The 18,769-nt window shown below is 68.9% G+C and carries 17 protein-coding genes; 12 read left to right on the top strand and 5 right to left on the bottom strand.

Annotated features, from left to right (window positions below; all coding sequences use genetic code 11):
- Positions 1-1,200, top strand: a complete 1,200-nt coding sequence (locus ACXJLU_RS07530) for a urate hydroxylase PuuD (RefSeq protein WP_457329822.1) — start codon at positions 1-3, stop codon at positions 1,198-1,200.
- Between the two features lie 252 nt (positions 1,201-1,452).
- On the opposite strand, the gene ACXJLU_RS07525 is transcribed toward ACXJLU_RS07530, so the two are convergent.
- Positions 1,453-3,711 carry a tetratricopeptide repeat protein gene (locus ACXJLU_RS07525; protein ID WP_457329821.1) on the bottom strand — a complete coding sequence of 753 codons (2,259 nt, stop codon included), beginning with the start codon at positions 3,709-3,711 and terminating at the stop codon, positions 1,453-1,455.
- A 194-nt stretch (positions 3,712-3,905) separates the two neighbouring features.
- Between ACXJLU_RS07525 and ACXJLU_RS07520 the strand changes: the two genes are divergently transcribed.
- The 3 genes from ACXJLU_RS07520 to ACXJLU_RS07510 all read left to right on the top strand — a co-directional run bounded on the left by ACXJLU_RS07520 (position 3,906) and on the right by ACXJLU_RS07510 (position 7,099).
- Positions 3,906-5,465, top strand: a complete 1,560-nt coding sequence (locus tag ACXJLU_RS07520; protein WP_457329820.1) for a clostripain-related cysteine peptidase — start codon at positions 3,906-3,908, stop codon at positions 5,463-5,465.
- Positions 5,466-5,675: 210 nt separating this feature from the next.
- Positions 5,676-6,089, top strand: coding sequence for a hypothetical protein (locus ACXJLU_RS07515; protein WP_457329819.1), 414 nt, complete (start codon positions 5,676-5,678; stop codon positions 6,087-6,089).
- 179 nt (positions 6,090-6,268) lie between these two features.
- A complete protein-coding gene (locus ACXJLU_RS07510) occupies positions 6,269-7,099 on the top strand; it encodes an urease accessory protein UreD (protein WP_457329818.1) in 831 nt (276 codons plus the stop codon).
- Positions 7,100-7,133: 34 nt separating this feature from the next.
- Here the strand turns inward: ACXJLU_RS07510 and ACXJLU_RS07505 are convergent, their stop codons facing one another.
- Positions 7,134-8,699, bottom strand: a complete 1,566-nt coding sequence (locus tag ACXJLU_RS07505) for an AbfB domain-containing protein (RefSeq protein WP_457329817.1) — start codon at positions 8,697-8,699, stop codon at positions 7,134-7,136.
- Positions 8,700-8,882: 183 nt separating this feature from the next.
- On the opposite strand from ACXJLU_RS07505, the gene ACXJLU_RS07500 reads away from it, so the two are divergent.
- Positions 8,883-9,107 carry a hypothetical protein gene (locus tag ACXJLU_RS07500; protein WP_073463162.1) on the top strand — a complete coding sequence of 75 codons (225 nt, stop codon included), beginning with the start codon at positions 8,883-8,885 and terminating at the stop codon, positions 9,105-9,107.
- 159 nt (positions 9,108-9,266) lie between these two features.
- Complete coding sequence (locus ACXJLU_RS07495; protein WP_457329816.1) at positions 9,267-9,746, top strand: carboxymuconolactone decarboxylase family protein; 480 nt, start codon at positions 9,267-9,269, stop codon at positions 9,744-9,746.
- Here ACXJLU_RS07495 and ACXJLU_RS07490 read toward each other — a convergent pair.
- Complete coding sequence (locus tag ACXJLU_RS07490; RefSeq protein WP_457329815.1) at positions 9,739-10,734, bottom strand: LysR family transcriptional regulator; 996 nt, start codon at positions 10,732-10,734, stop codon at positions 9,739-9,741. The two genes, ACXJLU_RS07495 and ACXJLU_RS07490, sit on opposite strands and share 8 nt — an antisense overlap.
- Positions 10,735-10,889: 155 nt before the next feature.
- On the opposite strand from ACXJLU_RS07490, the gene ACXJLU_RS07485 reads away from it, so the two are divergent.
- Genes ACXJLU_RS07485 through ACXJLU_RS07470 form a run of 4 tightly spaced genes read left to right on the top strand, consistent with a single transcriptional unit; the run spans position 10,890 to position 13,782 of the window.
- On the top strand, positions 10,890-11,642 hold the full coding sequence (locus ACXJLU_RS07485; RefSeq protein WP_457329814.1) for an SDR family oxidoreductase: 753 nt from the start codon (positions 10,890-10,892) through the stop codon (positions 11,640-11,642).
- Positions 11,643-11,680: 38 nt separating this feature from the next.
- Entirely contained in the window at positions 11,681-12,562 is an 882-nt protein-coding gene (locus ACXJLU_RS07480) for an RNA polymerase sigma-70 factor (protein ID WP_457329813.1), read from the top strand.
- Positions 12,563-12,604: 42 nt separating this feature from the next.
- Positions 12,605-13,006 carry a TA system antitoxin ParD family protein gene (locus tag ACXJLU_RS07475; protein WP_457329812.1) on the top strand — a complete coding sequence of 134 codons (402 nt, stop codon included), beginning with the start codon at positions 12,605-12,607 and terminating at the stop codon, positions 13,004-13,006.
- Positions 13,000-13,782 (top strand): hypothetical protein, encoded by a 783-nt coding sequence (locus ACXJLU_RS07470; RefSeq protein ID WP_457329811.1) that lies wholly within the window; start codon positions 13,000-13,002, stop codon positions 13,780-13,782. The genes ACXJLU_RS07475 and ACXJLU_RS07470 overlap by 7 nt, the downstream gene beginning before the upstream one ends.
- 30 nt (positions 13,783-13,812) lie before the next feature.
- On the opposite strand, the gene ACXJLU_RS07465 is transcribed toward ACXJLU_RS07470, so the two are convergent.
- Positions 13,813-15,621 carry a cellulase family glycosylhydrolase gene (locus ACXJLU_RS07465; RefSeq protein ID WP_457329810.1) on the bottom strand — a complete coding sequence of 603 codons (1,809 nt, stop codon included), beginning with the start codon at positions 15,619-15,621 and terminating at the stop codon, positions 13,813-13,815.
- A 147-nt stretch (positions 15,622-15,768) separates the two neighbouring features.
- Here ACXJLU_RS07465 and ACXJLU_RS07460 point away from each other — a divergent pair, with 147 nt between their 5' ends.
- Positions 15,769-16,248, top strand: coding sequence for a DUF4275 family protein (locus ACXJLU_RS07460; RefSeq protein WP_457329809.1), 480 nt, complete (start codon positions 15,769-15,771; stop codon positions 16,246-16,248).
- Between the two features lie 15 nt (positions 16,249-16,263).
- On the opposite strand, the gene ACXJLU_RS07455 is transcribed toward ACXJLU_RS07460, so the two are convergent.
- On the bottom strand, positions 16,264-18,024 hold the full coding sequence (locus tag ACXJLU_RS07455; RefSeq protein ID WP_457329808.1) for an ATP-binding protein: 1,761 nt from the start codon (positions 18,022-18,024) through the stop codon (positions 16,264-16,266).
- 332 nt (positions 18,025-18,356) lie between these two features.
- On the opposite strand from ACXJLU_RS07455, the gene ACXJLU_RS07450 reads away from it, so the two are divergent.
- Positions 18,357-18,769, top strand: a 413-nt coding sequence (locus tag ACXJLU_RS07450; protein WP_457329807.1) for an ATP-binding cassette domain-containing protein, incomplete at its 3' end; no start/stop codon positions are given.

Here is an 18,769-nt window from a genome sequence, read left to right as displayed (position 1 = left end):
ATGGAAGCCTATGTGCTCGACTGGCTCAACCTGCTGCTGCGCTGGGCGCACGTCGTCGTCGCGATCGCGTGGATCGGCTCGTCGTTCTACTTCGTCTTCCTCGACAACAGCCTGCTGAAGCCCGAGGCGCCGGACCTGAAGGACAAGGGCGTCGACGGCGAGCTGTGGGCGGTGCACGGCGGCGGCTTCTACAACCCGCAGAAGTACATGGTGGCGCCGAAGTCGCTGCCGGCGCACCTGCACTGGTTCTACTGGGAGAGCTACTCCACCTGGCTGACCGGCTTCGCGCTGTTCACGGTGCTGTACCTGTGGCAGGCCAGCACCTTCCTGATCGACCAGCGGGTGCATGCATGGTCGCCGGCCGGCGCGATCACGGCGGCGCTGGCCTTCCTCGCGGTGTTCTGGGTGGTGTACGACGGCATCTGCCGCGCGTTCGGCCGGCGCGTGAACGGCGACCGCATCGTCGGCGCGGCCGTCGCGGTGGTGGTGGTGCTCGGTGCGTGGCTCGCGTGCCAGCTGTTCGCCGGGCGGGCCGCCTTCCTGCTGGTCGGCGCGATGATGGCGACGGCGATGAGCGCCAACGTGTTCTTCTGGATCATCCCCGGCCAGCGCACCGTGATCGCGCAGATGCGCGCCGGCCAGCCGGTCGACCCGGTGCACGGCCAGCGCGCGAAGCAGCGCAGCGTGCACAACACGTATTTCACGCTGCCGGTGCTGGCGGCGATGCTCAGCAACCACTACGGCTTCCTGTACGGCGCGCCGCACAACTGGGCGGTGCTGGTGCTGGTGATGCTCGCGGGCGCGCTGATCCGCCATGTATTCGTCGCGCGGCACAAGGCGCTGGTGCAGGGCAAGCGGGTGCCGTGGGAGTTCGCGGTGGCCGGCACGGTGCTCTTGTTGGGCGTCGCGGTGTGGCTGGCGCCGGCGCCCGGGCCCACCGTGCAGTCAGCGCAGCCCGTCACGTTCGCGCAGGTGCAGCAGGTGATCGGCACGCGCTGCGTGATGTGCCACAACGAGCAGCTCGCGAGCAAGGGCGTGCGGCTCGACTCGCCGCAGGGCATCGCCGCGCATGCGCAGCAGGTGTATCAGCAGGCGGTGGTGCTGAAGCTGATGCCGCTGAACAACGCGACCGGGATCACCGACGACGAGCGGGCGCTGCTGAAGCGGTGGTTTGAGAGCGGCGCCGTCGTCGCGCCGTGATCGGTCTTCATCCTCCAGATTGAGGAAGAACCCGGGAAATCCATTGACGCCGAGGGCTTCACGCCGATAGCCTGTACCTTCACTTCTGAAGGAACCCATGGCACCGAGCACTTCACACCAGACTCCCCCGCAACCGGCGCCCACGCGCCCGATCACGCCACTGACGAACGAGGAACTTCGCCACGTTGGCGGCGGCCCGACGGGCGGTCCGCTGCTGTGACAGTCCGTGCCCGGAGCCACTCCGGGCTGCGATCAATGGGGCAGCACGTAACGCGTGCTGGGCCCGTTGCCGGTCTGTTCGAGCAGGCCGAGTTGTGCCAGCGTGCTCAGGTGCTTGGAGGCCGTGGCCAACCCCACGCCGCAGACCTTGGCATACATGCTCTTCTGGATCGACCCGGCGCGGAACAGGTGGTCCAGCAACGCAATGCGCCGCTGCTCCTGCAGCAGTTCCCCGGCCTCGCGCTCCCATTGCGTTGCCAGCTGCTGCTCGCGGGTCAGCTCACGGTTGAACGTCGCGCGAAGCCCTTCGAGTTCGGCGGCGAACTGGTCGCCCAGACCGTGCTTCCTGATCAATGACAAGGCCGCCTCGCGCTCCTTGCTCGATATCGCCAGGTAGGCGTTGGCGATGGCCAGGTGGGCGCTGATGTGGGCCTGGGGCCCCATCGGCACGGCCAGCACCGCGCGCTGGCGCTGCACATCGGCCATCTGCTCGAAGTGCGCGGCAAACTCTTCGGGAAGCAGGCGGTCATAGGTCTGGCCATCCCGCGGGCCGAGGATCTCGGTCTTCAGGTTGCGCGTCGCCTCGGCGTGGCCCGGGTCGCTTTCAGCGGCCGGCCCCTTCAGCGCCGCAGCGGCGTGCGCATCCCCCAGGCGCTCGTCTTCCGCGTCCTGCCCGATCTGGAAGCGCTTGTAGTGCGCCTCGGCCAGGTTGTAGTGGGAACGCCGCATGTGAAGCGGCAGATTGGCCCGGCGGCCCGTCTCCAGCGCGAGCCGGTACTGCTCGATCGCCAGGTCGTAACGGCCTTGCCAGAAGTAGGTGGCCCCGAGGTTCAGGCGCGTGCTGCTCTCCATCTCCGGCTCGAGCGAAATGCGCTTGCCGATGTCCAGCACGCGCTCCGAGCAGGCGATCGCGCGCTCGAAATCCTTCGCCTCGCCGTGGATCAGGCTGAGGTTCAGGTACGTGATCAGGATGGACCGCTGGTCGCCCAGGCGCTCGAAGATGTTCAAGGCCCGGTGCTTGTGCGTCAGGGCACGCTGCAGTTCACCGGCGCGCCGCCAGTATTCGCCCCAGGTCTGCTCCAGCATGCCGATCGCTTCGGGTTTCAGCGCATGTTCGGCGCGCAGTTGCTCGGCCTTGTCGAGCACCGCGCGGGAACGGGGGTCATTGCGCAGCACATGCAGCCAGGCCAGCTTGACGAGCGTGCCGAGGTACTCCTCGACCGTCTGCGTTTCGTCGCCCTCGCGGGCCTGGCGCGCGATGCGCAGGAACTCGGCGCTGTCCTCGTAGCAGACGAAGGCGCGGTCGGCATCCCGCAGTTCATAGAACTTGCCGAGTGCCCCATAGGCCTTGCCCAGCATCAGCTTGTCGTCCGCGGTGCTGGCGATGCGCAAGGCCTGCTCGTAGGCCTGTCGCTCGCGCTCCTCGGCGCTGCGCACCTGCCAGATCGATGCCTGGGCCAGGCAGAGCGCAAAGCGAACGCGCGGCGGCAACGGTTCGCCGGCCAGGCGCTCCAGCATCAGGTCGGTCTCGGGGTCGGCGGCCAGTTCGATCCGGAATCGCTGCAGCAGCTCGACCGCCGCATCCCAGTCTCTCGCCTGCAACTGGTGCCACCAAGCGGTGGGTGCGTCGCGCAGCAGCAGTGCATCGGCCGCCTGCACCCGGTGCCAGGCCGCGCGCGCATCGGCGTCGTCGAGGCCGAGCCGCGCGTGGGCCTCGGCCTGCGCCATGCGCCGCAGGCCCTGCGTCTTCTCGCCGACGCGCAGCGGATCCATCAGGCTCTCGGCGATGAGGCGCCGGCCCTTGTCCAGGTAGCGGTAGAAGGTGCTGGGGCCGACCGCCCACAAGCCGCACAGGTTCTCGGCCGGCGACTCGTCGGGACGGCGGTGGTAGCGCTGGCGAAATTCAGGTACCGGCGCGAAGCCGAAGTGGCACATCACCGCCAGGAACGGGCGCCAGCTGGTGCGTTCGATCCAGGCCTGGCTTTCGATGCCGACCAGTTCGGTGTGCTGATCCGGACGCAGTTGCAACACGGCCCAGCGCAGCCACAGCGACACCGCTTCGGCACTGGCGGACTCGCCCCGCAGCGCGTCGCCCGAGGTGCCCAGCACCGGCCTGAGGAATCGGCGCGAGAACCAGCGCGTGAACCGTGGCCGGCGCCGCAACAGTTCATCGAGCGTGCCGGCCTTGTGCGCGGCCAGGGCCAGCGCGAGCAGCGCATCGACCACGGCAGCCGGCAGCAAGGGGCTGACCGGCGAGGAAACGGACTGCAAATTAGGGGGGTGTCTCACCATGACAGACCTATCGTCTCCGGATCGTCTGGCGCTCCTGGCTCTGCGGCCTCCACGAGGGCGTGTGCATGCGAAAGGATCGCGGTTAGTGTAGCGACGCGCGGCTCCCGGGTGCATGTTCGCACCTGCGCAGTTGCATCCGATTGCTGCCGCCGCGAACCCATCAAGCCATCGAGCCATCGACAACAGGAGATCCCATGCCAACCCCACGCCTGCAGCCTCGCGACACCCATTCCGCCGCGCGTGACAGCGTCGTGCTGGCGGTGTACGCGCCGTTCGGCAGCGATCCCGTGCTCAGCACCTTCCCCGACGGCAGCTCCCGGCAGCTCGCACAGCATCCGCTCGTCAACAGCCTGCTGCAGATCGCCGGCAGCGGCATCCATGTGACGGCGTTGATCGACCTGGTCGAGGACGACAGCTACCTGATCGACATCCCGGCCGGGCAGCCCGCGGCCATGCAGACGGTCTCGCGCTGGAAGCAGGACATGAGTTCGCCGAACACGCTGGCCGGCTTCCTGCGCCACGCGCACGAATTGCACGCCACGTCGGACGTGGTCCTCGCGCTCGAAGGCCATGGTGCCGGCTTCCTGCCCGAGATCGATCACAGCAAGCTCACCATCGCCAACCTGACCTTGCAGGGCCAGGTCGAATGGCACATCACGAGTGCCGGCGGATCGCCGGTGCTGCCGCAAGGCTCGCCGATGCTGCCGCAGGGCTCACCGATGTTGCCGCAGGGGTCGCCGATGCTGCCGGCCAGCCAGATGCCGCTGTCCACCTGGGCCCTCGGCGATGCGCTGAAGCAGGCCCTGGACGCCGGCGTGCCCAAGCTCGCGGCGATCCACTTCAACAACTGCTTCAACATGTCGGTCGAGGTGCTGCACACGGTGGCGCCCTATGCCGACTACGCGACCGGCTACGAGAACTACAACTTCTTCACCGCCGGCGCGGCCTACCCTGCCGTCTTCCAGAAGCTGGCGGCCGCCGGCAGCGCCACCGCCCAGCAGCTCGCGCAGTGGTTCGCCGACGGCAACAAGGACATCCTCGCGGCCAAGGGCAACCACCCGACCGTCGGCTGCGTCGTGCAGCTCGCCCGGCTGCAGGCCATCGTCGAGCGCATCGACGACCTGGCCGATGCGCTGCTCGCCGCGCTGCGCACCTCGACGCCGGCGCAGCGCCCGACCATCGTGCAGAAGATCCGCAGCGCGATCCGCCGCGCCCAGCAGTTCGACACCAACGCCAACATGGACCTGGAGACGCCGGACGAACTGACCGACATCGACAGCCTGGCCACCGAGCTGATGGCCACCGACTTCGCGCCGTTCAAGGTGCAGCAGGCGGCGGCCGGGCTGCGCGATGCGCTGAAGGACATCAAGCGCTACGGTGCCGTCGACGCGCCATGGACGGCGCCAGGCGAGGTCTGGGACTTCTCGGCGAAGAACCTCGCGATGAACATCTTCCTGCCCGACCCGCTGCTGCTCGGCCTGTGGGACTGGCGCTCGCCGTACTACCTCGACGTGAACCCCGACCCGACGCTGCCGCGCGTGCAGCCGCACATCATCGACTTCGCGAAGGTCACCGACTGGGTCGACTTCATCGTCGAATACCACAAGGGCCAACCGTTCAAGGGCCTGCTGCCGGCGGCCATTCCCGAGTTCCCGGTGTTCAACGCGCGCTACGAGCCGCCGAAGGGCCGCCAGCCCGACCCCTGCGGCGACGGCGACATCCCCAAGGGAGATGACAAACCGCGCCGCGCCTGACGCCCCCCGCGCTTCAACCCGAACCCCTGCGAGGCCCGTCCTCCCAGGGGTTTTTTGCGTCCGGCCGGTGATCGTCTGGCGATCGTCCAGCGCCTGCGCCGATCGGGCGGCGAGCGGGCGTGTCAATGGGAAGGCGTCGCCGATGGAATGCGGTCCATGGATTCCTCCACCGCACCCCGCCCCGCACCCCACCCCTCCCAGGAGACGCACATGAAGTGGTACCTGTCCGTTCTCGGCGCGCTGGCCGTCTGGCGCCTCACCCACCTGCTGCACGTGCAAGCCGGCCCGCGCCGCGTGCTGGAGACCGTGAGGCGCTGGGCCGGCGAGAGTTCATCGCTGGCCTGCTTCTACTGCCTGAGCCTGTGGGTCTCGGTGCCGGTCGCGCTGGTGATCGGGCAGGACTGGGTGGAGCAGGTGCTGCTGTGGCTCGCGTTGTCGACCACCGCGATCGCGCTCGACCTGCTGCTCGACCTGATCAGCCGCAGCACGGCGCCGCCGGCCCACCTGCAGCTGCTGACGCCGTCGCAGATGGCGCAGGCGATGGCGGCCCGCTACTTCGACGAGCAGGCCGCCGACGAAACGCCGGAGCCGCTGTTCACGCGCGGCCCCGCACGCACCCACTGAGCGGAGGCCTGCATGCTGCCGTCGATCAAACGCCGCCTGGCCGCGCTCGGGCCGGTCGCCATCCCGTTCGCCGACACCACGCCGGGCATCTGGCTGCTGGAGACGCAGCGGCCGGCGCCGGCCAAGGAAGCGGCGGCCGCCCCTACACTGCACGCGCCCCGCATCAACACCCCGAGCCCATGGCCTGGAACGGTCGCCTGCAACTCCACTACCGCCACGACGCCGGCCGCTGCGTCGTCCACGACCGACACAGCGGGCCGCTGCGCATCCTGCAAAGCCTCTATCCCGAAGGCACCGGGATCTGCCACAACGTGCTCGTGCACCCGCCCGGCGGCATCGTCGGCGGGGACGTGCTGGCGATAGAGGCAGAACTCGATGCCGGCGCGCATGCGCTGATCACGACGCCCGGCGCGACCCGCTTCTACCGCAGCCTCGGCGAGACCGCGGTGCAGAGCCTGACGGCCCGCGTGGCCGACGGCGCGCGCCTCGAATGGCTGCCGCTGGAGACGCTGTGCTACCGCCGCACGCTGGCCGAGAACCGCATGCGCTTCGAGCTGGCGCCGGGTGCCGAGATGATCGGCTGGGACGTGCTGGCGCTCGGCCTGCCGGCCAGCGGCGAGCTGTTCGACGAGGGACGCTACACGCAGCAGATCGAGCTGCCGGGCGTGTGGCTGGAACGTGGGACGGTCGACGGGCAGGATCGTTTGCTGCTCGACTCGCCGGTGGGCTTCGCCGGGCACAGCGTGCTGGCGACGATGTGGTTCGCCGCGGGCACGGCGCTGGCGGGTGCGCGGCGCGAGGCGCTGATCGATGCGGCGCGAGAGCAGCTCGAGGCGCATGCGCTGCGCCTCACCGCGGGTGCAACCTCGCCGCATGACGAGGTGGTGCTGCTGCGCGTGCTGGCGCACCGCGTGGAGCCGGCGATGGAATTGCTGACCGGTGTGTGGAAGCGCTGGCGCGAGATCGCGTGGGCCTTGCCGGCGCAGGTGCCACGCGTCTGGCGGACCTAGGGCTTGAACTCGCGGCAGATCGCCGACCGAAGAATCAGCGGCTCAGCTTGATCCAGTTCAGGTTCCACCCGCCCTGCAGCGCCTTCACCGCGATCTGCTGCTGCCCGGCGCTCAGCTGCACCTGGTGCGAGACCGTGGTCCAGTTCTGCCAGCCACCGGTCGACGGCACGCCGAGGCTGCCGTACACCTGCGTGCCGCCGGCGCGCTCGAGTTGCAGCACGCCGCCGCCGCTCTGGCTCGCGACGCGGTACTGCACCGTCCACGTCCCGCTGCTCGGCACATTCACGTCCCACACCACCCAGTCGTTGGCGTCGATGTAGCCGAGGTTCTGGCCGCCCTCGGTGCAAGCCTCCGCCGTCATGCCCTGCATCACCGCGTAGTTCTCGGCCTCCAGCGTGATCGCCGAGCCCTGCAGCAGCGGCGTGCGCGCGAAGGTCGCGTCGTTGCGGTCGCCGTCGCTCGCGATGCCCTCGACATACAGCAGCGAGTTGCGGTGGCGCAGGTAGCGGCCGGGGAAGTTCCACGATTCGAACGAGGTCGCGCCGGCGTTGGCCAGGCCCGCGCGCTGGTTGAAGGTGGCGTCCTGGCGGAACAGCGTCGAGTTGTCGTTCGCGTCGAGCCAGACCTCGCCATTGCGGTGGCGCAGGTAGCTGTTCGGGAAGTTCACCGACTGGAACGAGACGCCGCCGCCGGCCAGGCCAGGCACCATCGTCCAGTTGCCGTCGGCGATCGGCGACACGCTGCCGGCCGGGTCGATGCGGCCGCGGCTCGCCTGGTGGCGGATCACGTTGCCGTTGACGTTCTGGCTGGTCCAGGCGGCCTGCGTCGTGGTCGCCGTGCCGGGCTGGTAGACCCGCACGTAGTCGACCAGCATGCGCGCCGGCAAGGCGCCTTCGTCGATGTTGAAGCCGGGCCAGTTGCCGCCCACCGCCATGTTCAGCAGCAGGAAGAAATCGCGCTGGAATTCATCGGTGCCGCCGGCGTTGTTGCTGATGTCGATCACGTGGTACTGCGTGCCGTCGACGAACCACTTGATGGTGTTCGTGTCCCACTCGACCGCGTACACGTGGTAGCTGTTGATGCTGGTGGCCACGTGCCCGCCGTACGACGCGTAGCTGCCGTTGGCGGCCTGCCAGTGCACCGTGCCGTAGACGTCGGCGCCGGTGTTGATCTGCTCCATGACGTCGATCTCGCCCGATGCAGGCCAGCCGACGGTCGAGATGTTGCTGCCCAGCATCCAGAACGCCGGCCAGGTGCCCTGCTTGCCCGGCAGCGCGATGCGCGCCTCGATGCGGCCGAACTTGAAGCTCTTCTTGCCCTGCGTCTTCATGCGCGCCGAGGTGTAGCGCATGCCGCCGAAGTCTTCACGCTTCGCGGTGATGACCAGCGCGTCGTTCTCGACCGTCGCGTTCTCGCGCCGGTAGTACTGCTGTTCGTTGTTGCCCCAGCCGCCCGAGCCGGTGCCGGTCTCGAAGACCCAGTCGGGGCTGATGCTGCCGTGGAATTCGTCCTGCCAGACGAGCTGCCAGTTCTGCGCGAACGCGAACGGCGCGCTGAGCAGGCCCAGCAGCAGCGCAAGCAAAGGTCTCAGGTTTCTCATGGGTGTCCTCCAACGATGTGTGTGTGGCGATCGGCGCGGCTGCCGGGCACTCTGACGGCACCCATCGCCGGATCCTAGCGGTTTTGCAAGCGGTTTCATAAAGCACCACCTTGCAACGCGGTGGAGGAGTTCGCCAAGGGTGGCACGATGGCGATCCGAACCACTCACCCAGGGAAACCACCCATGAACGCCACCCACACCAAGTCCGGCATCACGGCGGAGCGCATCGCGAAGAAGTTCCAGGGCCTGGCCCAGGCCAACGGCTGGGGCGACAACCCGGACGTGCAGGCCTTCGGCGCGCTGCTCGAGACCTTCTCCGAAGCGGTCGATGGCGAGATCGATGCGCTGAAGATCCAGCTCACCGACGTGGCCGCGCAGGTGCGCAAGCTGACGCCGCCGCCGGCCTGAGCTGAAGCGCGGCGCCGGGCCGATTGGTGTGCCGCGGTCAACACCGTGGTCCCCGCCGCAGGCCTACCGCGGCGCGCACCCGGCTCCTACGATTTGCCCATTCCGCACTCCGCAGAAACCGGGCACCCCAGCCGCACTGGGGACACGAAGGAGCATGTGATGACCCAACGCATCAACTACGTCCAGCAGGCGCCCGAACTCTTCAAGAAGTTCGTCGAGTTCGGCGGCCTGGTCAAGGACAGCACGATCGAGGAGAAGATCCACGACCTGGTGTCGATCCGCGCCTCGCAGATCAACGGCTGCGGCTTCTGCGTCGACATGCACGTCAAGCAGGCGACGATCCATGGCGAGCGCCCGCTGCGCCTGCATCACCTCGCGATCTGGCGCGAATCGACGCTGTTCGAGCCGCGCGAACGCGCCGCGCTGGCCTGGACCGAGGTGCTGACCACGCTGCCGGCCCAAGGCGTGCCCGACGACGTGTACGAGCGCGTGCGCGGCCAGCTGTCCGAGAAGGAACTGACCGACCTGAGCTACGCGGTGATGAACATCAATGCGTGGAACCGCATCAACGTCGCGTTCCGCACCGTGCCGGGTTCGTCCGACACCGCGTTCGGTCTCGACAAGGCCAAGCTCAGCTGAGGGGCATCGCCACTGACACCAGCGGGCAATCGAGGTCGAGCGCGCGCGTCTCGGTGCTCATGTGGTCGATGAACACCCGGATGCGCGCCGGCAGTTGCCGGCGGCTCAGCCAGCACAGGTAGTGCCCACTGTCGTCCGGCGCCTGGCCGCCCAGGCAGGCCACCAGCTCGCCGCTGCGCAGCAGTTCGCAGGCCTGGTAGGCGGCGACCTGCGCGAGACCCCGACCGTCGAGCACCGCCTGCAGCGCGAGGTCCTCGTCGTTGAAGCTCTGCAGCGACGCCGGCACCACCTTGCGCGGCTGGCCGTCCACCTTGAACTCCCACTCCCGCACGCGCCCTGAGGCCAGCCGCAGGTTGATGCAGCGGTGCGCCGCCAGATCGTCGACGCTGCTTGGCAGCCCGTGCTCGCACGCATAGCCGGGCGAGGCGACCACCAGCATCTGCATCGGGATCAGCTGCTTCGCGATCACCTGGCTGTCGTCCATGCGACCGTCGCGGAAGGCCACGTCGATGCCGTCGCTCGCGAAATCGGCCGGGCGATCGTCGAGCCGCAGGTCGACCGCGATCTCCGGGTAGCGTGCCTGGAAGCCGCGCAGCACCGGCGCCACCACCTTGCGTCCGAAGGCCACCGTCGACGCGATGCGCAGCTGGCCGCGCGGCGGACCCTGGCGCAACTCGCGCATGTCGTCCAGCGCCTGCACGATGTGCTCGACGCCGACCCGGCAGTTCGCATGGAAGAGCTCGCCCTCGCGCGTCAGCGCGGTGCTGCGCGTGGTGCGGTGGAACAGCCGCGCGTCGAGCTGGGCCTCCAGCTTCTGCACGCTGCGGCTCACCGCCGAGCGGCCGATGCCGAGCCGGTCGCCGGCCTTCGCGAAGCTGCCCTCGTCGACGACGGCGATGAACGCGACCACGCCGGCATAGCTGGCCGCGAAACTGGCGGCCAGCGTGTCGGTGGCCGCGGGTGTGGCGAGTGGGTTCGAGGTGTCCATGCCCTGTAGAACACACGAGCCACCCGGTTTGTGACACGCCGGGCAAAAAAGATTGGTGCGCGGCAGACAACAGCGTGGTCCCTGCCGCAGGGCTTCCGGGGGAGGGATGCGCTCCCTAGCATCCCTCCCACCCTCCGCAACTCTGAAAGCCCACCATGAAGATCGTCGTGATCGGCGGCTCCGGCCTGATCGGCAGCAAGCTCGTGCAACGCCTGGCCCGCAGCGGCCACGAGGTGCTGGCCGCCTCGCCCAATTCCGGTGTCAACACGCTGACCGGCGAAGGCCTGGCCGCGGCGCTGGCCGGCGCGAAGGTGGTGGTCGACGTGTCGAACTCGCCGTCGTTCGCCGACGACGCGGTGATGAGCTTCTTCCAGACCTCGACCCGCAACCTGCTGGCCGCCGCCACCGCGGCCGACGTCGGCCACATCGTCGCGCTGTCGGTGGTCGGCACCGAACGGCTGCAGGCCAGCGGGTATTTCCGCGCCAAGCTGGCGCAAGAGGCGCTGATCAAGGCCTCGCCGCTGCCGTACTCGCTGGTGCACTCGACGCAGTTCTTCGAGTTCCTCGGCGGCATCGCGCAGTCGGGCACCGAGGCCGACGGGAAGACGGTGCGGCTGTCGCCGGCCTTCGTGCAGCCGATCTCGTCGGACGACGTGGCCGATGCGATGCATGACGTGGCGCTCGGCAAGCCGCTGGGCACGACGGTCGAGATCGGCGGCCCGGAGCGCATCCGGCTGGCCGAGCTGGTGCAGCGCTTCCTGGTCGCCAAGGGCGATCCGCGCCGCGTCGTCGCGGACGCGCAGGCGCGCTACTTCGGCGCCGAGATCGACGACGGCACGCTGGTGGCCGGCGACGGCGCGCGCATCGGCAAGGTGAACTTCGCCGATTGGTTCGCGGGCCAAGCCTAGGGTTGTCACAGAATGGGTGCTTCGAACGTTCTCATTCGATGGACACCGCCTCGCTCACCTTCAACGGCCTGCGCCCCCGGCTGCGCGGCATCGCCTACCGCATGCTGGGCTCGCTGGCCGAGGCCGAAGAAGTGGTGCAAGACGCCTGGCTGCGCTGGCACGAGGCCGACTACGTGGCGCTCGACGACCCGACCGGCTGGCTGGTCACCGTCACGACCCGGTTGTCGATCAACCGCCTGCGGGCCGCCAAGGTGCAGCGCGAGCACTACGCCGGCCTGTGGCTGCCCGAACCGGTGCTGACCGATGCCGCCGATTCACCGGAGCAGATGCTGGAGCGCGCCGACGACGTGTCGGTCGCCTTCCTGCTGATGCTGGAGCGGCTGACGCCCGAGGCGCGCGCGGCCTTTTTGCTGCGCGAGGTGTTCGATGCCGAGTACGACGAGCTCGCCAGCGCGATCGGCAAGAGCGAGGCCGCGTGCCGGCAGCTGGTGCACCGCGCCCGCGCGCAACTGCGCGAGGAACGGCCGCGCTTCGAGGTGTCGCCCGACACGCATCGGCGCCTGCTGGGCCGCTTCGCGCAGGCGCTGACCGGTGGCGATTTCTCGGCGCTGAAGGCGATGCTGGCCGACGACGCGGAGCTGATCGGCGATGGCGGTGGCAAGGTGCCGAGCTTCGGCCGCCCGATGCTGGGCGCGCAGCGCATCGCGCAGCTGTTCTTCGCGGCGAACCTGCGCCTGAAAGACGAGCAGCGCATCGAGCTCGCGCTGATCAACGGCGAGTGGGGGCTGCTGCGCTTCTTCAACGGGGTGCTCGAATCGGCGCAGTCGTTCGAGACCGACGGCGAGCGCATCGTGCGCATCCACGTGCAGCGCAATCCGGACAAGCTGGTGCGGGTGGCGAAGGCGTTCGGGGGTTGCTGATGGCGGCTTGTTATGTCGCTAAATGCCACATAAGATGGCGGCATGGCCAAATCGATCCGTGTCTCCGACGGCGTCTATGAACTTGCCGCTGCAGCCGGCGAGGCGGTGCACCGCTCGCTGGCGGAGCAGATCGAGTACTGGGTGCGCCTGGGCGCGGCCCTCGACGCGGCCGGCATCACGATGGAGGAGTCGCTGCTGTTGCTGCAGGGCGACCGCGGCGTCGTCGACCGCATGCTCACCCACGTGACCTCGGCACCCGCAAAGAGTCGCCGTCGACAGCGCTACACGGGCGCCGCATCGATTGCTGCCAGGAACGCCCAGCTCGAACGCGAGGTCGAGCGAGGCGAGCGCAGCCCTGAGAGCCTCTTCCTGTTCTCACCGGAGCAGATCAAGGGCGCGGTGTTCACTCAGCGCTCACCCGCCAAGCCGGGCAAGGGGTGGTAGCCAGAAAGAAGGCCGTCGCGACGCCACCGCGCGTGGTGGAGCGCCTGCTCGGCGCCTGTGACGACTCCGACGTGCTCGTGGGCGGCCAGGCATTGACGGTCTGGGTCGTGAAGTTCGGCCTGACGGTTCCGGATCAGTTGCCCGTCATCACTCACGATGCCGACTTCCTGGCCCAGTCGCCGGCCGCCAGGGAGACGGTAAGAAAGTTCGCCCAGGCCATCGCCGGGACGCCGCGGTTTCCTCGCAAACTGGCGCTCACGGCGCTCGTCGGTCAGGTGGAGCTGGAACTGTCCGAGGAGGAGTACCTCAGCGTCGACATCATTTTCCAGGTCATCGGACTGGACGCGAAGAAGATCCTGGAACGCGCGATACAGGTGACGTTCGGCACAAGCCGCTTCCAGGTGATGCACCCGTTCGATGTGCTCCGCAGCCGTCTGGCCAACCTGCACCAGCTTCAAGAGAAGCAGAACGAAAAGGGCGTCCTCCAACTCGCGTTGGCGATCCAGGTCGCGCGGAAGTTTCTGCAGTCGGAGGCTGCGCTGGCATCGCCCTCCGAGACCGCCACCGGCCGCAGCCCCCTCCAGCCCCTCGTGTCGGAAATCGAACGCCTGGCGCTCAGCGACGCCGGCCGCAAGGTCGCCGCGCGCTGGGGGCAGCATGTGGCCGATGCCATCGACCCAAGCCTGATCCCGGCCGGGCCGTTCTGGACCCGCAAGTGGCCGGGGCTGCGGACCTTGATGTCTGCCGGGCATGCCGGTCGGTTCGCGCCGCCCTGAGCCACCCCTGCGGGTGGCCGCCGAAGCACCTTACTGCACCCCCGGCGTCACGCTGAACCAGTTCAGGTTCCAGCCGCCGGTCTGCGACTTGAATCCGAACTTGTGCGTGCCCGCGGTCAGCGTCAGCGTGGCCTTGATCGTCGTCCAGTTCTGCCAGCCGCCGGTACTCGGCACCGACACCGTGGCATACACCGGCGTGCCGCCGGCTTCCTCGAACGTGAACCAGCCGCCGCCGTTCAGGCTCGCGACGCGGAACGCGATCGTGTAGGTGCCGGTGCTCGGCACCGTGATCGGCGTGCCGGCATACGACAGCCAGTCGCCCGCGTCGATGTAGCCCACCGACTGCCCGCCGCCGCTGTCGGTGGTGGCCTCGGTCTGCACGCCGCTCATCTGCGAGAACGTGCTCGCCTTCACGGTGGCGATCGGCACCCCGCCGCCGCTGTCGACACGCTCGACCTGCAGCCAGTTCAGGTTGAAGCCGCCGGTCTTGGTCGACACGCCCAGCACCTGCTTGCCGGCCTTCAGCGCAACGACGTGCGACACCGTCGACCAGTTCTGCCAGCCGCCGGTGCTGGCGATGTCGACGCTGCCGAACACCGGCGTGCCGCCGCCCTGCTCGAGCTGCAGGCTCGCGCCGTTGCTGGCGCTGGCCACGCGGTACGAGACGCGGTAGTTGCCGTCGGACGGCACGTCGACCGCATAGGTCATCCAGTCGCCGGCATCGATGTAGCCCAGGTTGCTGCCACCCCCGGCATCGGTCGTGCCCTCGACCTGCACGCCGGCCATCTGGCAGTAGCGCTCGGCCTGCAGCGTCGCCGGCACCGCGGTGTTGGCGCAGCTGGTCGGCGGCGGGGTGCCGCCCCAGCCCTGCACGATGCTGCGCGCGAGCTTGCCGGAGGCGGTGAGCCCCGATTCAGGCCAGCCCCCGGTCGAGCTGGCGCCGGACGCGAGCGCGGCCGAGCCTTCCGGCGCATCGTCGAGCGCCCAGTTGGCATTGCTCAGGTTGTGGGCCTTCATGAAGGCGACCCAGGCGTTGGTCTCCGGGGTGGCGACGCCGCCGTTGCCGTCGGCATTGACCGAGCCCCATTCGGTGACGAACAGCGCCAGGCCGTTGTTCATCGCGGTCGACGCCTTGTCGCGCAGGAACTGGCCGTGCGTACCGGCGTAGAAGTGCAGCGTGTAGGCGATGTTCGAATAGCCGGTGATCGGATCGCGCGAGGCCACGTCGGCGTCCTGCGACCAGTTCGGCGAACCGACGATGATCAGGTTGTCGGGGTCGATCGCGCGGATCGCGCCGATCACGGCCTGCGCATACGGCTTGACGTTGCCGCTCCAGCTCGCATCGTTCTTCGGCTCGTTGTAGATCTCGTAGATGACGTGGTTGTTCTTGCCGTAGGTGCGCGCCATCTCCTGGAAGAACTCGATCGCCTGCGCCTGGTACTGGTACGCGTAGTGCGAGTGCCAGTCGATGATCACGTACAGGTCGTTCGCGATCGCCGCGTCGACCACCGCCTTCAGCCGCGCCTTGTTCGAGGCCGGGTCCTGCAGGTAGCCGCCGGCTTCGTCGACCCCCATCGCCGCGCGCACGACCGTCGCCTTCCAGTCCGACTTCAGCCAGCCGACGGTGCTTGCGTTGTAGAACCGCGCCCCCGGCCAGCCGTTGTTGCTCCAGTAGTAGCTGACGCCCGACAGGCTGCCCGGCGTGCCGCCCACCAGCACCTGGTTGCCGCGCAGCGACAGCGCCGGCACGTCGGCCAGCACGGGGCTGGCGGCCACCATCGACAACAGCGCGGCGGCGAGGCCCGCACGCAGCGACAACACGGACTTCCTGTTCGACACCATCACGCTCCCTTCAGGTTTGAAACCGTTTTCAAAATAGAGTATCGAGCGTAGGGGAGATTCGCGGCGGCCCGCGTTCCGGCCGGGTAACAGCGGGTTTCAGTGCGCCGGTTTCGGTGAGCATGTCGGTGCGCTAGAGTGCGCGCGATGGTCGATCGCCGCCTCCACGAACCGCTGGTCACACCGGGCCAGGTCACGCACACCTTCTCGAAGCAGGAGGTGGCCGCGCTGGTCGCGCAGTGGCTCGAGGTCTTCGGCCAGGACCGCTTTGGCGCCAATGCACGCGCCTACCTCTGGCACGTCTTCAGCTTCGAGCGCTACCCGAGCCTCTCGGGCGTTCCGGCACAGGCCGCGTACGACCAGCAGCAGGCGCACGAGTACATCGTGTTGTCCAACGACCGCGACCTCGCATTCAAGACCGACCTGCTCCCGGTGCGGGCGATGCTGCGCGACTACCAGGTGTTCCCGCCGAACCTCGCCTGGACGATGTCGTTCACGCACGAAGACGGCTGGCTCGGGCCGTACTTCGCGAAGCACTCTCAGTACGACAGGCTGAATGCGATCAACCTGGCGAAGATCCAGAAGGCACTCGACATCGAGGCCGCACGGCGCAAGGGCTGGTTGTAGGCGTGTGACGCGGCCTCACCACGTCGACGCCGGCGGTGCCCGGTGCGCCGTCCAGCGTTCGATCACGGCGGCCAGCATCGCGGTGCTGACCGGCTTCGTGACGACGTCGTTCATGCCGGCCTCCAGGCAGCGCTCGCGGTCGCCGTCGAGCGCATCGGCGGTCAGCGCGACGATCGGCGTGTAGCCGCCCTGCTCACGCTCCCAGGCGCGGATCTGGCGCGCCGCGTCGTGGCCGTCCATCACCGGCATGTGCAGGTCCATGAAGATCAGGTCGTGCCGGAACTCCTGCGCGGCGCGCAGCGCGGCCGCGCCGTCGGACGCGATGTCGACCTCGCAGCCCAGCTTCATCAGCATGCTGTGCAGCACCATCTGGTTGACCGGATCGTCCTCGGCCAGCAGCACGTGGGCACGCAGCGGGCCGCGCGGCTCGGCCGCTTCGGCGGAGGCGGCCGGCACCGGCGTCGCGGTCGACTTCTTCATGTCGAGTTCGACCCAGAAGCTCGAGCCGACGCCCGGCTCGCTGGTGACGCCGATGCGCCCATCCATCAACTCCACCAGCTGCTTGACGATCGCGAGGCCCAGCCCGGTGCCGCCATGGCGGCGCGTGCTGCTGCCATCGACCTGGGTGAACGCGTCGAAGATCAGCCCGAGCTGGTCGGCCGGGATGCCGATGCCGGTGTCCTCGACCCGAAAGCGCAGCCGCACCGCCTCGGGCGTGTCGTCGAGCAGCGTGACGACCAGCGCGACCGTGCCGCGCTCGGTGAACTTGATCGCGTTGTGCAGCAGGTTGACCAGCACCTGGCGCACGCGCACCGGATCGCATTCGACGACGGCCGGCAAACCGGCGGGTAGCGAACAGCTCAGCGTCACCGGCTTGTCGCGGCCGGCGAAGCTCATCAGCTCGACGGTCTCGGAGGCGAGCGCGCGCACGTCGACCGCGGTCGGGTGCAGCGTGAGCTTGCGGGCCTCGATGCGCGACAGGTCGAGCACGTCGTCGATCAGCGCGAGCAGCGCCATCGCCGAACGGTGCGCCGTCTTCGCATAGCGGTGCTGCTCGGGCTCCAGCGGGCTGGCCAGCAGCAGCTCGGTGGTGCCGAGGATGCCGTTCATCGGCGTGCGGATCTCGTGGCTCACCATCGCGAGGAACTGCGACTTCGCGCGGCTCGCCTGCTCCAGGCTGTCGACCATGTCGCGTGCCGAGCGCACCGCGACGCTCATGCGGTTGCGCAGCCGCTCGATCACCAGGCCGGTCACCGCGAGGTAGGCGCCGAGCACGTACATCGTCGCGGCGATCGCGAGCCGGTCGAGCCACTGCACCGCGGCCGGCTCGTAGGCCCACAGCCACAGCGCATAGACCAGGTAGGCGACCACCGTGACGTGGTTGAACCAGAACGCGCGCCGGAAGCCGAACCCGACCTGGTCGGCGACCCGCATCAGCAGCAGGTAGGCGAAGAACAGGTTCGATTTCTCGAGGTAGTGCAGGTTCGCGATCCACACCAGCACGTCGATATGGAACAGCAGCATCGCCAGGTCGAGCCGGCCGGTGCGCCGCCAGCCGACGCGCAGCGCGATCCAGCCGGCCGCGGCGTAGAGCAGGTTGATGCCGATCAGCGCCAACTGCAGCGGCGCGAGCGCGGTGCCCTCGCGTGCCGCCTGCAGGATCACCATCAGGCAGACGATCACGAAGCCGATGGTGCGGATCGCCGGGATCTGGACCGTGTTGACACGGCGCGCGTTGCCGGCCTTGCGCGCGGCGAGCTCGCCGGCCTCGAGCATGAGGCCGGGCTGGTCGCCGGGACTGGGGGCTGTCGTCTCCACTCGCGCCTTTGCTGGATCTGCGGTCGCTTGGTCTGCGGGAGATGGTACGCGGTCCTACAGCGCGGCGCGGCGGGGCACCACACCTTTGGAGGGTCCGCCGCCGACCGTTCATCCTTCAAGTTGATGACGGCGCGTTGACGGTGCGCGACAGCGTCGCTAGGATCGCCGCTTTTCCAGCCCTGCCTGCCCGTCCGATGCGCCGCTGAGCCTTTCCATTGAACGCCGTTCCACGCCCCCTTGAGGCGGCGTGGCGTGCCTGCTTCTTCGGAAGCTTCCTCGGAAAGCCAGCCATGTCATCGATCTCCACGGGCCCTCGCCCGTCCGGGGCGCACCCGCCCGCCTCTCCTGCTTCTTCGTCCTCCTCATCTGCGTCGTTCGCGTTCCAGCTGCGCGACGTGCAATGGCGCACGCCCGACGGCCGCGCGCTGTGGTCGAGCCCGCTGTCGCTGTCGATCGGGCCCGGGCGGCTCGGCATCGTCGGTCGCAACGGCGTCGGCAAGAGCGTGCTGGTGCAGCTGCTGACCGGTGGCCTCGAGCCCTCGGGCGGTCGCGTCGAACGCGCCGGCCGCGCGCATCGGGTGTCACCGCCGCTGCTCGCGCACGACCCGCGACGCGTGGCCGATGCGATGGGCCTGGCCGCGGCGCTCGCGGCGGTCGAGCGCCTCGCGGCGGGCCTCGCGACGGCCGGCGACCTGCTGCTCGC

The sequence above is a fragment of the Rhizobacter sp. P5_C2 genome (assembly GCF_054049715.1).
The sequence above is the reverse complement of the archived record's forward strand: the minus strand, read 5'-3'. Positions and strand labels throughout refer to the sequence as shown.